Source organism: Bradyrhizobium sp. Ken01 (assembly GCF_055807355.1).
The window spans coordinates 74879-87030 of record NZ_JBVVPC010000017.1; the positions used below are offsets into that span (position 1 = coordinate 74879).

14 protein-coding genes are annotated in these 12152 nt (G+C 60.2%); 3 read left to right on the forward strand and 11 right to left on the reverse strand.

Features of this window, described 5'->3' with window-relative positions; all coding sequences use genetic code 11:
* Positions 1 to 146 precede the first annotated feature (146 nt).
* From AC0L3S_RS18220 to AC0L3S_RS18230, 3 genes are all read right to left on the reverse strand, one after another.
* Complete coding sequence (locus tag AC0L3S_RS18220) at positions 147 to 1529, reverse strand: DUF2254 domain-containing protein (RefSeq protein WP_473280244.1); 1383 nt, start codon at positions 1527 to 1529, stop codon at positions 147 to 149.
* Between the two features lie 84 nt (positions 1530 to 1613).
* Complete coding sequence (locus AC0L3S_RS18225; RefSeq protein WP_473280246.1) at positions 1614 to 2366, reverse strand: PRC-barrel domain-containing protein; 753 nt, start codon at positions 2364 to 2366, stop codon at positions 1614 to 1616.
* Between the two features lie 76 nt (positions 2367 to 2442).
* On the reverse strand, positions 2443 to 3123 hold the full coding sequence (locus tag AC0L3S_RS18230; RefSeq protein WP_473280248.1) for a BA14K family protein: 681 nt from the start codon (positions 3121 to 3123) through the stop codon (positions 2443 to 2445).
* Between AC0L3S_RS18230 and AC0L3S_RS18235 the strand changes: the two genes are divergently transcribed.
* Entirely contained in the window at positions 3089 to 3511 is a 423-nt protein-coding gene (locus AC0L3S_RS18235) for a response regulator (protein ID WP_473280316.1), read from the forward strand. The two genes, AC0L3S_RS18230 and AC0L3S_RS18235, sit on opposite strands and share 35 nt — an antisense overlap.
* Positions 3512 to 3681: 170 nt before the next feature.
* Positions 3682 to 3855 (forward strand): DUF1328 domain-containing protein, encoded by a 174-nt coding sequence (locus AC0L3S_RS18240; protein ID WP_007607434.1) that lies wholly within the window; start codon positions 3682 to 3684, stop codon positions 3853 to 3855.
* A 177-nt stretch (positions 3856 to 4032) separates the two neighbouring features.
* Here the strand turns inward: AC0L3S_RS18240 and cax are convergent, their stop codons facing one another.
* Positions 4033 to 5148, reverse strand: coding sequence for a calcium/proton exchanger (gene cax / locus AC0L3S_RS18245; protein ID WP_473280250.1), 1116 nt, complete (start codon positions 5146 to 5148; stop codon positions 4033 to 4035).
* A gap of 246 nt (positions 5149 to 5394) precedes the next feature.
* Positions 5395 to 6207: a Crp/Fnr family transcriptional regulator gene (locus tag AC0L3S_RS18250; protein ID WP_473280252.1), complete on the reverse strand. Its 813-nt coding sequence runs from the start codon at positions 6205 to 6207 to the stop codon at positions 5395 to 5397.
* 370 nt (positions 6208 to 6577) lie between these two features.
* On the opposite strand from AC0L3S_RS18250, the gene AC0L3S_RS18255 reads away from it, so the two are divergent.
* Positions 6578 to 7291 (forward strand): PRC-barrel domain-containing protein, encoded by a 714-nt coding sequence (locus AC0L3S_RS18255; protein ID WP_473280254.1) that lies wholly within the window; start codon positions 6578 to 6580, stop codon positions 7289 to 7291.
* A 162-nt stretch (positions 7292 to 7453) separates the two neighbouring features.
* Here AC0L3S_RS18255 and AC0L3S_RS18260 read toward each other — a convergent pair whose 3' ends face one another.
* From AC0L3S_RS18260 to AC0L3S_RS18285, 6 genes are read right to left on the reverse strand one after another with little or no spacing between them, the layout of a single operon-like run.
* Positions 7454 to 7696: a cytochrome C oxidase subunit IV family protein gene (locus AC0L3S_RS18260; protein ID WP_473280256.1), complete on the reverse strand. Its 243-nt coding sequence runs from the start codon at positions 7694 to 7696 to the stop codon at positions 7454 to 7456.
* Positions 7697 to 7749: 53 nt separating this feature from the next.
* Positions 7750 to 8394 carry a cytochrome c oxidase subunit 3 family protein gene (locus AC0L3S_RS18265; RefSeq protein WP_473258598.1) on the reverse strand — a complete coding sequence of 215 codons (645 nt, stop codon included), beginning with the start codon at positions 8392 to 8394 and terminating at the stop codon, positions 7750 to 7752.
* Entirely contained in the window at positions 8391 to 10064 is a 1674-nt protein-coding gene (locus AC0L3S_RS18270; RefSeq protein WP_473280258.1) for a cytochrome c oxidase subunit I, read from the reverse strand. Before AC0L3S_RS18270 ends, AC0L3S_RS18265 begins: the two co-directional genes overlap by 4 nt.
* Positions 10057 to 10998: a cytochrome c oxidase subunit II gene (coxB, locus tag AC0L3S_RS18275; RefSeq protein WP_473280260.1), complete on the reverse strand. Its 942-nt coding sequence runs from the start codon at positions 10996 to 10998 to the stop codon at positions 10057 to 10059. Before coxB ends, AC0L3S_RS18270 begins: the two co-directional genes overlap by 8 nt.
* A complete protein-coding gene (locus AC0L3S_RS18280; protein WP_473280262.1) occupies positions 10995 to 11768 on the reverse strand; it encodes an SCO family protein in 774 nt (257 codons plus the stop codon). The genes coxB and AC0L3S_RS18280 overlap by 4 nt, the downstream gene beginning before the upstream one ends.
* Positions 11765 to 12148, reverse strand: coding sequence for a hypothetical protein (locus AC0L3S_RS18285; RefSeq protein ID WP_473258586.1), 384 nt, complete (start codon positions 12146 to 12148; stop codon positions 11765 to 11767). Before AC0L3S_RS18285 ends, AC0L3S_RS18280 begins: the two co-directional genes overlap by 4 nt.
* Positions 12149 to 12152: the final 4 nt, after the last annotated feature.

Genomic DNA, 12152 nt, shown 5'->3' on the forward strand with positions numbered 1-12152 from the left:
GCTCCGCTATCTTGGTTTCGGGGTCATCGCATTCTCAACGTATGTGTTCGCTGCCTATCATAAAGACCTGCGGGTCGCTCGGCGCAGTTGCCGTGTTGACGATATGGCTCTGAGTCGCTGCCTATTCCGTCCTGGCGGCGCCGAACTCAACGCTGAGATCGGAAGGCGACTGTCTCAGCGATAGCGTTTGGCGGATCATCGTCGCCCGCTAGAGGGAAGACCTGTTCGGTAAATTGCCCCATCGGACCTGCCCGGACCATCAGAGTAAACAGCTGATATCGACGTTCGACATCCTCCCTGTCGCTGCGAGCGGCAATCAGGCGACGAGCGTCTGCAAGTACGAGGTCGGCGTGGTGGGAGAGCGCCGAGAGCCGGGGGGGGTCGCGCTCGGAGCTTGCGACTTGTGTCATCACCTCAATCATTCGGATCGATATTGCAGGCTGGGCGCCTGCGCTTTGCCGGATCATATGGAACATCGTCCCGAGCAGTTGATCGTATTGCACATGCGGCACCACCAGCACCGGCTGACTTCCTCTGATCGACACTCCTGATGGCAGATGCAGGGGTACGAGATCGCAGAGCGCCGCACCCAGTCGATCCAGGACCGAGAGCGCGGTGTGTGGATCGTTGATGCCGGGCGAAAGTGCCCGCACCGCGACTTCGACGAGTTGGCGAACGGCAAAGCGCAGATCGGAAGCGATGCTGCTTGTTGCGCCCAGCGCCGTCGCATTCCGGATAGCCGCTTCGGCACCGTCGACGGGAGGATTTACCAGAGCGACGGTCGCCCCCGGAAAAACATAGTCGCCGGGGCCGATCAACAGCCGAATGGTGGCTCTATGCTTGGCCGCCCAGGTGGCCAGGCCCTCTTCGTCCAGATGCTGCAGATAACCGCGCCGCGAGTCCTTCAGAGGCAGGGAGCCGATCCAGTACTCGCCCGGCGGAGGCTTCGGCTGCGGATCCTGGACCGTTAGCTGGCGCATAGCGCTGCGGAGGTCTTCACTGACGAGTTCGACGACAGTTTCAACGTTGATCCGGCCGGCGACGTGACCGACGAAGTAGACGAGCGTCGCCACGCAAGCCAATGCGAGCAGAATTCCAACGCTTAATGATAGATGAGGGACGAAGCCCCCCTCGGGTTCTGTCCGGATGCTTCTCAGCACGACGAGAGCGTAACAGAAGGTGCCGAGCAGCATCCCGAGCGTGAGTTGATTGCCGCGATCGCGAGTGAAATTGCGGAGCAGTCGCGGCCCCATCTGACCTGCAGCGAGAGACAACGCGGCAATGGTGATCGAGAACACGGTTCCCGCGACACCGATCGTCGCGCCGGCTACGGTGCCGAGCAGGGTGCGAGCGCCGGTCGCGCCGCCGTCGTACATCCAACTCTGTAGATCTGAGAGGTAGACCGTGTTGCTCTGGTCAATATGAACGAGGGTGAAGGCGCCGATCAGGCTGCAAAGCACCATGACCATAGGCGCCAGCCAGAATGTCTCGCCAAGGTCAGCCAGCAGTTTCTCAGCGCGGGCGAGCATATTCTGAGCCGCATAACCACATCCAACCTGGAACCAACAGCCGGGAGGTGGAGCGGTTCCGCCCAACCGCTCCACCTCAGAAGATTACCCGTTGCTGGGGTACTTGAATTCAGGCGCCGACTTCAACTGGTCGGCCGTCGTGTCCATGGTCGCGGTCCACTTGTTGGCCGCATGATCGAACTTCAGATTGATTGCCGAAGGCCGCACTGCAACGTAGTGGTCGCCAAGGCCCAAGAACCCTCCCACCGAGAGGATATAACCGTCGATGCCGTTCTCGTTCAGCGCGACGTCCTTGATCGTGCCAATGTCCTGTTTGGCGTTGTTGTACACCTGCAGACCCATCAACTGCGAGCTCAGGCCGTCCTTCGGCGGCACCGACGTGAAGGCTCCGCCCGGGCGATCCGAAGTTGCGTTAGCGCTGCTGCTGGACGAGTTTGAATTCGAAGAAGACTTCTGCGCGTTAGCGCCGACCGTTTTCACCTCGGCGAACGTATTTGGACCAACGAACATTGTCACCGGATTTCCTGATCGATCCCTGGCCTCCACCAGGAACGACTGCGGCCGTACCTTTACGTCGGTGAAACCTGCCTGTTGCAGGTCGTTGACCATCTGTTGCCGAGTGCTCGCTTGACCAGGGTCGGACTGGACCGCGTCTGCCTTGTTGCCCCCCTTGTTTGTCATGCTGTTTTCAGCGCGTTGGTCAGCCGACTGATTGCGGCTCGAGTTCTGCACTGCGCTATGGTCCGCGGGACCGGTAGCTTGCGGAGCGCTTTGCGCCATCGCAACCGATGATGCGCCGACAAGAGCTGCCGCCGCCAAGAATGAGGTCGCTTTCATGTTTAGATTTCCTTTGCTCGAGTTTCAAAAGTAGTAGGCGTTCCTAACGGTTGGCGCCGGTAGAACGCGGTCTAGGTCAGGGACATGGATGCCGTATGCCGTCGTATCCCATGTAAGTCCCGGAGCTCGGGTCGTACGACTTGTATCGCTGGGAGCAGTAGGCGTTGTTCTCGGCAGCTTGCGCCCGGCTGTTGGCGACGGCGCTTCCAATCGCCGCACCTGCCACGAAGCCACCTAACGCTGGACCCCAGCCGCGGCTATAGCGGTGCCGGTATCCGTCACGCCAGTGATGACGATGCCAACCATGGTGGCGGTCATGCCTCCATTGAACTTCCACCAGGCTTGCGTCATTTTTGGTCATCCCGCTCGCGGCCAACATCGGTGCGGCTTGCGCAGTAGTTCCGACCGGAATCGCGAGCGCCAATACGGCGACGGCAACGTACCATCTGTTTGCTTTCATAGACTCATCTCCGCGGTTTTCATTACCCGAAGAAAATGCGCGAGCGGCGGTGCCGTTGCAGAGACAGTTGGTACGTATGTGTACCCCCGCCGCGAGCACCTGCTTCCTGCAGCAGCAAGGCTCCGGCCGAAGCACCACTGGCCCCGTGCGGCAGCGGACCAACTTATGCGGTCTGCAATCCGGCTCCGGGTTGATCACCGCGGCGTCATCCATACGATAGGCGAAGACTCGCAGGGCTTGCCGCAACGTCATTGGAGTCCCAATGCGAATAGCCATAATCGAAGACGAATACTTCATCGCCGACGATCTCGCGGTCGAGATCCGACGCAGCGGTCATCAACCAATTGGCTCGTTTGCAGAGCTAAGCCCTGCTTTCCATGCAGCGGCTAATGCAGCTATCGATGCGGCGCTTCTTGACGTTGACCTGCACGGGCGGGCCTCGTTCGAATTCGCAGATCTCCTCTTGAACAGAAGCATCCCCTTCCTGATCTACACGGGATCCAGCCGCGAAGTCATACCCAGCCGATTGCGCGGTACGTGGTTGAAAAGCCGATTCCAATTCCTGATGTGGTTGATCGCTTGTGTCGCCATGCGCTTGTGCACGACTCGCCGCGGGACTGGTATGGCGTTGGTCCGTAATTGCCGCGACAGGGCCCGTAGCGGTGTGGCTTGGCGTCTGACGTAGCGCGTACGCAGGCGCGCCGACCTTCTGCCGGGCATAAAACGTTCTGATCGGAACGCCGAATGCCCAGAACGATTGTCGCTAGGCAACCCAGGGAGCACCCCCGAAGTGGGTGTGCTTCCGAACCGGACTTGTGCATACCTCGACTGTAAAGAGGGCCGTAGGAGCTTGGCATGCTGAAGTGGGCGTTGATCTTCTTTGTGATATCGATCGTAGCCGGATTGCTCGGGTTCAGCGGAATCGCCGCTGGTGCATCCACCATCGCCAAGTGGCTGTTTTTCGCGGCTGTTGCGATTTTTCTGGTGTTCGTGCTCCTCGCCTTCTTTGCGGGGGAGGTGATTCTTTAGCGCTGATCGACGGGCGCTCGGCAAGTCCAGCAATCGCGACGGTCTGCTCCGAAGCGGTCCCACTTAGATCTTGGAGAGGCGCCGGGGCGATCGCCGGCGGCGCCTCCGAGCTGTCAACACGCAACTGCTTTGGAACTCCGACGGTTGCCGCTGTTGAGCTCGGCTCGGCTTTGCACTTCAAGAAAAAAAGTATGCAAGGGCCAGCACGACGTAGACACCAATGAGCAGTACGCCCTCGAACCAAGTGGTCTCAGCGTCTCTCGTGATGGCATTCACGATGAACGCAGTGCCGGCGATTGAAAAGAGGTCGACGGGATTCTGGAAGACAAGGGTCATTGGGTTCCCGATCACCCACGAGAAAATGACCAGAAGCGGAGCAACAACCAGCGCAATCTGAATGGCGGATCCAATGCAGAGCGACATCACGAGTCCCATCCTGTCGCGCCGAGCGAACCAAACAGCCGCAAAAATGTCCGAGCTGGTGCCCACAAGAGCAAGCACGACGACGCCAAGAAAGAGTGGTGTCACACCCGTTGATTTGGCCGCTTCCGTCAGAGCGCCGGACACAAATTCGCTCTGCAGGGCCGCCGCGCCGGTGCACGCCAGTAACACGATCAAGCATGTGGTTGCCGACCACGCCGATTTAGCCGAAGCCTCCTCATTGGTCGCGAAGACATTCCGGTGGGTAACGAGGGTGAAGACAAGATTTCCGGAGTAGAGAATTAGCAGCACCACGGACACAGCCAGGCTAAGTAGCTCATCGGAGGCATTCACGTTATTGACATGACGGATGCTGCGACCCGTGTAGTCGAACACTGCCGGCAGAATGAGAGCGATCACCGACAGAACGAGCATGCTCGACAACAACCCAGCGCGCGCTTGGGTGAAGCTTTGGCGCTCGCGATTGAACCCGCCGGCGACGATGGCCAGACCCAACCCCAGCAAGCAGGTCGCCGCTATGGACCCGGTGATCTGGGCATGGACCACCTCGACATGGCCGCGCGCGAGAACAAATAGCGCAAGAATGAGCTCGGCCAAGCTTCCAAGACTGACGGTCAGGAGACCGCCTAGAGCAGGCCCGCTATGGCGGGAGAGCTGGTCGGTGGCTACGCGAATCCATTCAGCGAGAACAGCTATTGCGAGAACACCGGATCCGAAGATCCAGATCGGAGAAAGGTGAAAAACATACTCGCCCATCGGGGTGAGCAGAACGAACACCAGCGGCCCAACGCGCGCGATGGTACCGTACTGCCCAAAGATAGTCGTTGCTCTGGAGACGTTGGACTTCGGCAAGCTGGCGACTGGCTCCTGGCTATCCCGCAAAGCTCGCTACTTCGATTTTAGCGGGGCAGATCGGGCCATTCCGCCGCCGAGGAAAGCGTGGCTTCTGCACCCACAAAGCTCTTCGCATCCGATTCCCGGGCAGCTTGCGACGACTAACGAGGTAAGACACGCTGCGTTCGCTGCGCCGGCCTGAACTCGGTACGCAACCGGACAAGGCAAACGCATTGCGACGCCCTCATTTCGTCGCGCCATCGATCATGAGTTGCTTGCTTGTCGAGCATTGGCTGCATTAAGAGAGTTCTCATGTGCAGATAAAATCACGCGAGAGCAGTTGCAGGACAATTGCTCGAGTTGCGATTGATCCAGAATCTCGACTTGAGCGCGGCCTTGCTTGATGATGCCTCGCGCTTCCATTTCGCCCATTGTCGACGTGATACCTGCGCGCCGAACTCCAAGGGCCTGTGCAATGCATCGATGCGTGAGCGGGATTTCGCGCGAGAACAATTTATCCTCTGCAACGAGAAGCCACCGAGCCAGTCGTTGCTGCAAGCTGTGACGCGAGTTGCATGCAGCGAGCTGCGAGCTTTGGATCAGGGTGGCCTGCACGTACCGCAGCAACAGCTTCTGGACCTCGACATCGCCCCTCACCAGCTCAATCAAAGCATCTGCCTCGATGCGCAAGGCCCTACCGGGAACCTGAACCACGCAACGGTGAGGGGAAACGCGCATGCCAAGGATCAGGGGAATGCCGATGAAATCCTTTGCTCCGACAGTCTGTATCTCGACCGGGAGGCAGTCTCCGGCTTTGGCCGTCAGCGAGGCCGCGCCATTTTCAAGAAAATATGCATTTTGCAACAGCACATTGCGTTCCTGCAGCATTTGTCTCGGTCGCAGCGTTACTTCGTCGCAGAGTTCGACTAGCCGGCTGCGTGATGAGTGTGGAAGGCGGCGCACCAGATCGTTCGTGGCGTGGTTCGCGTGCGGCGCTTGATCGCGCTCTCGTGACGGCGCGAGAGATGGCGCCGGACCGTGCGTTGGCAGGATGTTTTCGAGTTCGTTGCTCAACATTTCCCGTCTCCTTGGAACGGCTATCCACCAAGATGTGGGGCGTGCGCCGGTCTCCTCACAGTCGGGCTGAAGGTGAAGAGCCGTCAGGAGAAACCTGACTTGGCTCTCAAGCCGGGATCGTAAGCTTGCCTCTGGTGCGCGAGCAATGACTGAAGTACGTCGGTCGAGGCATGTATTAGCCTTGCCTGAATTTGCAGGCGTGGATCTGCGGTGCGTTTCCCAAGGCAGGGCCGGATACCCGATTGGTCGCTGCACTGTTTTCTTGGCACGGCAGCGGACCGTTCGCTTGACGGGCGGCCAGAACTTCGCCCATCGGAAACGATTATACGATCAATCATGACGTTGGCACGAAGGATCGCAGGAGCATTGAATGGGCCTGAAGAGCAGGATCACCCTTGCATTTGTCGTAGGTACAATCTCGACCTCCGTTCTGTTGGGCCCCGCATGGGCAGAGGCAGCGACGCAGGCTACGACGGAACAGTCGGCGCAGTCCGAGCAGTTCGCCAGCACGGTCTACAATGGATACCGTGCTTCGCGACTGCTTGGGAGCGCTGTGTTCTCGTTGAAAGGTGAGTATTTGGGAGCCGTCCGGAACGTGACTTTGGCAGACGACGGGCAGATTGATGCCTTGCTCGTCGAAGGCTTCAGAACGAAGGATGAGCCGGAGTTCATCTCCCGAATTCCCTTCAACCGGGTGCTGCGTCCCCTTCATGAAGGAGCTATCGTGGCCGACTTTTCCGATTTGAGGTCGCGAGAATACGGCCTCTTTGTTGACCCTGATCAGGCGCAAGCAGAGCCGCACGAATTCTCGGTCTCCAAAGTCATCGGAGACTATGCGCGGCTGCAGGCAGGCCAAGGCTATGGCTATGTCTCCGATCTCGTTTTCGACAGCGGGGGAAAGCTCGCGGCCGTTGTGATATCCCGCGAGGCATCCGCTGGCGGAGGGACGTATGCCTTTCCTTACCCGGGCCAAACGGGGCGGTGGAGCCCGAAGCTAAGCTATTATGGCCTACCTTACGTAACGGCAGAGCAAGCAAACAAAGCCGGTCTGCGGCTCAATATGAAGGAGTTTCAGAACTCGTGAGCCACCAACGTCCGCCTAATGGTCCCCGGCGGTGTGCCTCATGAGAGAGGCGCGCGGCTTCACGAGCGAACTGGTGCAGTCACGCCTTTGAGCGCAGCGAAAGGTCTCCTCTCCGAAGCTTGCGTTCGAAGGTGGCTGCATCAGAGAGCTTTGCTCCGTGCGTTAGATGCGTGCGAGAACATCAGCGAAGGTCAATGCGAACATCGCGATCGCGAAAACAAGCCCCGAGATCGCCGCGATCCGGACCAGCGGCTTCGCTGAGGCGAGCTCCATGAAGAGCACGACCACGAGGGTCGATTTCACCCCCGCAATGATGATGCCGCTGGCTGTCGTCATTCGGCCCATGGGAACATAGGCGGCGACGAGGCTGAGCACGAGGAGTGCGAGGAGCGCTGCCCAGATCAAGAGGTTCCTCGCCCATAGGCGGCGCACAACACCACCTGGCTCGCCCTGCCTGCTCATGATGCGCGCCCCGGCAAATAGATCAGCGGATAGAGGAAGATCCACACGATATCGACCAGATGCCAGTAGAGGGCCGTGACCTCGATTTCGGGATTGTCTTTCGCGGGAAGTTGGCGCCGGAGCAGCACCCAGAACAAGCGGCTCACGAGAGCAATCCCGATGGAAAGGTGGATCGCGTGGACGCCCGTGACCAGCCAATAAAATCCGTAAAACAGCTGCGCTCCGGGCTGAGACAATGCAAACCCGGCCCCCGGCACCAGCTGCTTGTCAATGTCTTCCTTGTACTCGAAGCCCTTGATGACGATGAACGCGAGGCCGAGCATCGCGGTGAGCATGAGGCACGCGAGGACGAGCCGTCGCAGTTGTGCAGACGCTTCGGATGCTTGCGAAGCTATCGCCATAGTGAGGCTGCTGGTCAACAACACGGCGGTGTTAATCGTGCCGTACCAGATATTTGTCTCCCTCCCGGCTGCGGCGAACGCCTGTGGATGCTCGATTCGACAAACCGTGTAGGTCAGCATCAGCGCCCCAAAGAACAACGTCTCGCTGGCGAGGAAGACCCAGATTCCGAACTTGCCTGCCTCGCGCTGCCGGCCGAAATCCGACCAGGGTTCTCTCAGCAGTGCGCTTTCGTCGCTCATCGCGTTTCTCTTGCATTTTGCATTTCGGGGGGATCGGTTCCAGCCGACATGCCTTCGGCGTGGTAGTCATACGGCCCGCGATCTACGCGGGGCTGCCTGTCAAAATTCTTGGGGGGAGGCGGAGAACCCGTGGTCCACTCCAGGCCTGTCGCGTCCCAAGGGTTCTTCGCGGCCTTTCCGCCGTAGAACAGGGACCAAGTGAGATATCCCAGAGGCAACAAGTAGGCGATGGCGAGGACCGCTGCTCCCGCAGACGACATGACATTGTAGATTTGAAACTCCGCCGGATAGGTATGATAGCGGCGTGGCATACCGAGATAGCCTGCGAAGAATTGCGGCAGGAACGTCATATTGAAGCCGGCATACATCAGGATGGCCGCGAACTTTGCCCAGCTCTCCGGATAGAGCTTGCCCGTGACCTTGGGCCACCAGAAGTGGAGCCCGGCAAAGAATGCGGACACCGATCCGCCCACCATGATGTAGTGGAAGTGCGCGACGACGAAGTAGGTGTCGGTGACATGAATGTCCACCGGGATCGAGGCGAGGAACAGCCCGGAGAGCCCGCCGGTCGTAAACAGACCAACGAAGCCAAGCGCATAAAGCATCGGCGATTCGAAGCTGATCTGACCGCGATACAGCGAAGCGGTCCAGTTGAAAACTTTGATTGCCGACGGCACGGCGATGATGAAGGACAGGAAGGAGAACACGAGGCTGGCCAGGGCCGACTGTCCGGAGACAAACATGTGGTGGCCCCAGACGAAGAACCCGACGCCCGCAATCGCAAGCATGGCGTAGACCATGAAGTCGTATCCGAAAACCCGCCGCCTCGCGAAGCATGGGATTATTTCGGACACGACGCCCATCGCCGGCAGGACCATGATGTAAACCGCCGGGTGCGAGTAGAACCAGAACAGGTGCTGGAACAGGATCGGATCGCCGCCGCGAGCCGGATCGAAGATCGGCAAGCCCAGCACGCGCTCCGCGATCACGAGCAGGAGCGAGATGGCGAGCACTGGGGTGGCAAGCACCATGATCAGCGACGTCGCATAGATCGCCCAGACGAACAGCGGTAGCCGGAACCAGGTCATGCCGGGAGCACGAAGCATGTGGGTGGTCGCGATGAAGTTCACTCCCGTGGCGATGCTGGCAAAGCCGACAACGAACACGCCCGCGGCCGCCGCGAAGACGTGGCTGTTCGAGAACATCGACGAATAAGGCGTATAGAACGTCCAGCCGGTGTCGACGCCTCCGGCGACGAGGGCATAAACGGTGAAAGCGCCGGCAGCGAGGGTCAAATACCAGCTGAAAAGATTGAGGCGCGGAAACGCGACATCGGGCGCGCCGATCATCAGCGGCAGCAGGAAATTGCCGAACGTATTCGGGATCGACGGCACCAGGAAGAACCAGACCATGATGATCCCGTGGAACGAGAACAGCTTGTTGTAAGTGTCCGACGTCAACAGCCATCCGTTCGGCTGGAACAGCTCGAGCCGAACAGCGGTGATTGCGGCGCCTCCCAGAAAAAAGAAGAACGTGATGGTGATCGCGTAGAGGATTGCAATGCGCTTGTGGTCGGTCGTGGCAAGCCAGGACGAGATCGTCGACCCGTGGCGCAGATAGTCGGGGCGCGGCGGCAGCGGCAGCTCTCCGGCGAGCAGGGCGTCAGTCATTTTGCTGCTCCTCCCTGAGCGAGCGGATATAGGCGGTCAGGCTCTGGATCTCTCCGTCGTCGAGCAGCCCTTTGAAGCTCGGCATGATCGGCTCGAACCCGGCCACGACGTCGCGTTTCGGCTGCAGGATCGAATCGCGGATGTAGGCATCGTCCGCGGAAACGGTGCGTCCATCCGCCAGCTGCACGGCGCGGCCGTAAAGACCCGCCAGGCGCGGCGCGTGGACGTTCGAGGAGCCGGCATGGCAGCCCGAGCATCCCCGCGATACGAACAGCCTGGCGCCCTCATGAGCAAGGTCGTCGCCCTCCGGCTGCTGGAGCAGCCATTTGGCATAGTCATCCTGTCGCATGACGACGATCTTGCCGCGCATCATGGAATGATTGGTGCCGCAGTACTCGGCGCAGAGCAGTGGAAAGGTGCCGCTCTTGTTAGCCTGAAACCAGATGTCGGTATCGCGGCCAGGCAGCACGTCCTTCTTGACCCGAAACGCGGGAACGAAGAAGGAATGGATCACGTCCTGCGAGCTCATCAGGAGATGGACGGGCTTATCCACCGGCACGTGAAGGGCATTGATCTCACGCGCGCCGTTCGGATGTTGCGTCTTCCACATCCACTGTTTGGCGACGACGTGGATTTCAAGTGCGCCCATGGGCGCGGCAAGGCTGCTGAGGTCAGCAGAAGATGCCCACCAGAACAGGAACGCAAAGGTCAGCAACGTCGCGACCGTCCAACCGATTTCGAACTCGCGGCTGAGAATCTCGGGCATCGGGCCGCGCTTGGCGGGAGATCCGCGCCGATATCGGATGGCAAACAGCAGGATGAGTCCGAAGACGAGGACCACGGTCGCCCCGGAAAGGAAGAGCAGAAGATAGAAGATGTGATCAACCGTGACGGCGTGCGTGCTCGCTTCCGGCAGCCTGAATGGCGAATTCATGCCGAGGCTCCCCGACGCCTGCTGCGAACCAGCATCAGGCCGATCAGGCTGGCCATGATGACGACCGTCGAGGCCCCGACAATCTGCAGAACGACGGTGATCCTGCGGGCGTAGATGCCGTGCACCGCGTCAAAGCCATAGCAGAGCAACGCGATGCGGCCGGAAAGTCCGCCGATCCGACCGCCACCGGCTTCGACCAGAGCGAGGCGAAGATCATCGGGCTGCAGCGCGAGGCTGGACAGGCCGCGGACGACTCGTCCGTCCGGAGCGAGCGTGACGAAGGCTGCCGGATGCGCAATCGCGTCATGGTTGTCGTCGATTTCGGTATGATAGCCGATTGCACCGAGCAGCGCGGCAACGGTCTCCTGCGATCCTGCCAGGACCGATGTTCCCGCGCCCCCGATCTGCCCCTGGGTAAAGCGGCGGGCGTCGTCAATGGTGTCGCCCGGATCGATGCCGACAACGACGAGGCTGTAGTCGCGTCCTGCCACAAGCCCGGTCTGCTGCAGCGCCGAGCTTGCGATCGTCAGCGCCGGCCCGCAAATCTGCTTGCAGGTGAAGTCCGCTGGAAGGAGCAGGGTCGGACGTCCGTCGATCGCATCGCGAAGGCTGACGGTGTGGCCGCCGACTGCGCTGAACTGCAGCGATAACGGAACGCGGGCGCCCTGAGGAGGATCGAAGCCGACGCGCCCGATCTGCTGCTCGGTCAAACCGGCATGCGCGAGCCCCGGCCAGAGCGCAAGCGCCAAGATAAAGATGGGCCGCCTCATTGATTGCCTCCACTTGCACTGGACGGAGGCGCAGGTTGGAGGGCGTCATAAGCTTGATGGCCCCGACCGGCGACGAGTTGCATCGCCTCGTCGATCGGGATTCTGGCAATGTTGTGGTCGCGATCGACCCAGGCATAACCGGTGAGCCTGGCACGCTGCGCGGCCTCGAACCGGGTCAGGTCGGCTTCCGGAGAGGTCTGGAGCTCGGGTGAGGGAAACCGGCGCTCTGCGCGCGGGTTGAATGTGTCCGGCGCTTGCGTCTTCAGGAAAAGTAGCATTCCCGCAATCGAGGCCCCCACGAAGAGCAGGAAGCCCCCGACGACCAGGAGAACGGCACGGTTGTGAATGCCGGCCGGTTGCGGCAGCGCGCGGCTGCCCATCTCC

Bases quoted from the DNA above. Each gene is read 5' to 3' on its own strand.
- AC0L3S_RS18220 (WP_473280244.1), bottom strand. From the start codon at position 1,529: ATGCTCGCCCGCGCTGAGAAACTGCTGGCTGACCTTGGCGAGACATTC.
- AC0L3S_RS18225 (WP_473280246.1), bottom strand. From the start codon at position 2,366: ATGAAAGCGACCTCATTCTTGGCGGCGGCAGCTCTTGTCGGCGCATCA.
- AC0L3S_RS18235 (WP_473280316.1), top strand. From the start codon at position 3,089: ATGCGAATAGCCATAATCGAAGACGAATACTTCATCGCCGACGATCTC.
- AC0L3S_RS18230 (WP_473280248.1), bottom strand. From the start codon at position 3,123: ATGAAGTATTCGTCTTCGATTATGGCTATTCGCATTGGGACTCCAATG.
- AC0L3S_RS18240 (WP_007607434.1), top strand. From the start codon at position 3,682: ATGCTGAAGTGGGCGTTGATCTTCTTTGTGATATCGATCGTAGCCGGA.
- AC0L3S_RS18250 (WP_473280252.1), bottom strand. From the start codon at position 6,207: ATGTTGAGCAACGAACTCGAAAACATCCTGCCAACGCACGGTCCGGCG.
- AC0L3S_RS18255 (WP_473280254.1), top strand. From the start codon at position 6,578: ATGGGCCTGAAGAGCAGGATCACCCTTGCATTTGTCGTAGGTACAATC.
- AC0L3S_RS18265 (WP_473258598.1), bottom strand. From the start codon at position 8,394: ATGAGCGACGAAAGCGCACTGCTGAGAGAACCCTGGTCGGATTTCGGC.
- AC0L3S_RS18270 (WP_473280258.1), bottom strand. From the start codon at position 10,064: ATGACTGACGCCCTGCTCGCCGGAGAGCTGCCGCTGCCGCCGCGCCCC.
- coxB (WP_473280260.1), bottom strand. From the start codon at position 10,998: ATGAATTCGCCATTCAGGCTGCCGGAAGCGAGCACGCACGCCGTCACG.
- AC0L3S_RS18280 (WP_473280262.1), bottom strand. From the start codon at position 11,768: ATGAGGCGGCCCATCTTTATCTTGGCGCTTGCGCTCTGGCCGGGGCTC.
- AC0L3S_RS18285 (WP_473258586.1), bottom strand. From the start codon at position 12,148: ATGGGCAGCCGCGCGCTGCCGCAACCGGCCGGCATTCACAACCGTGCC.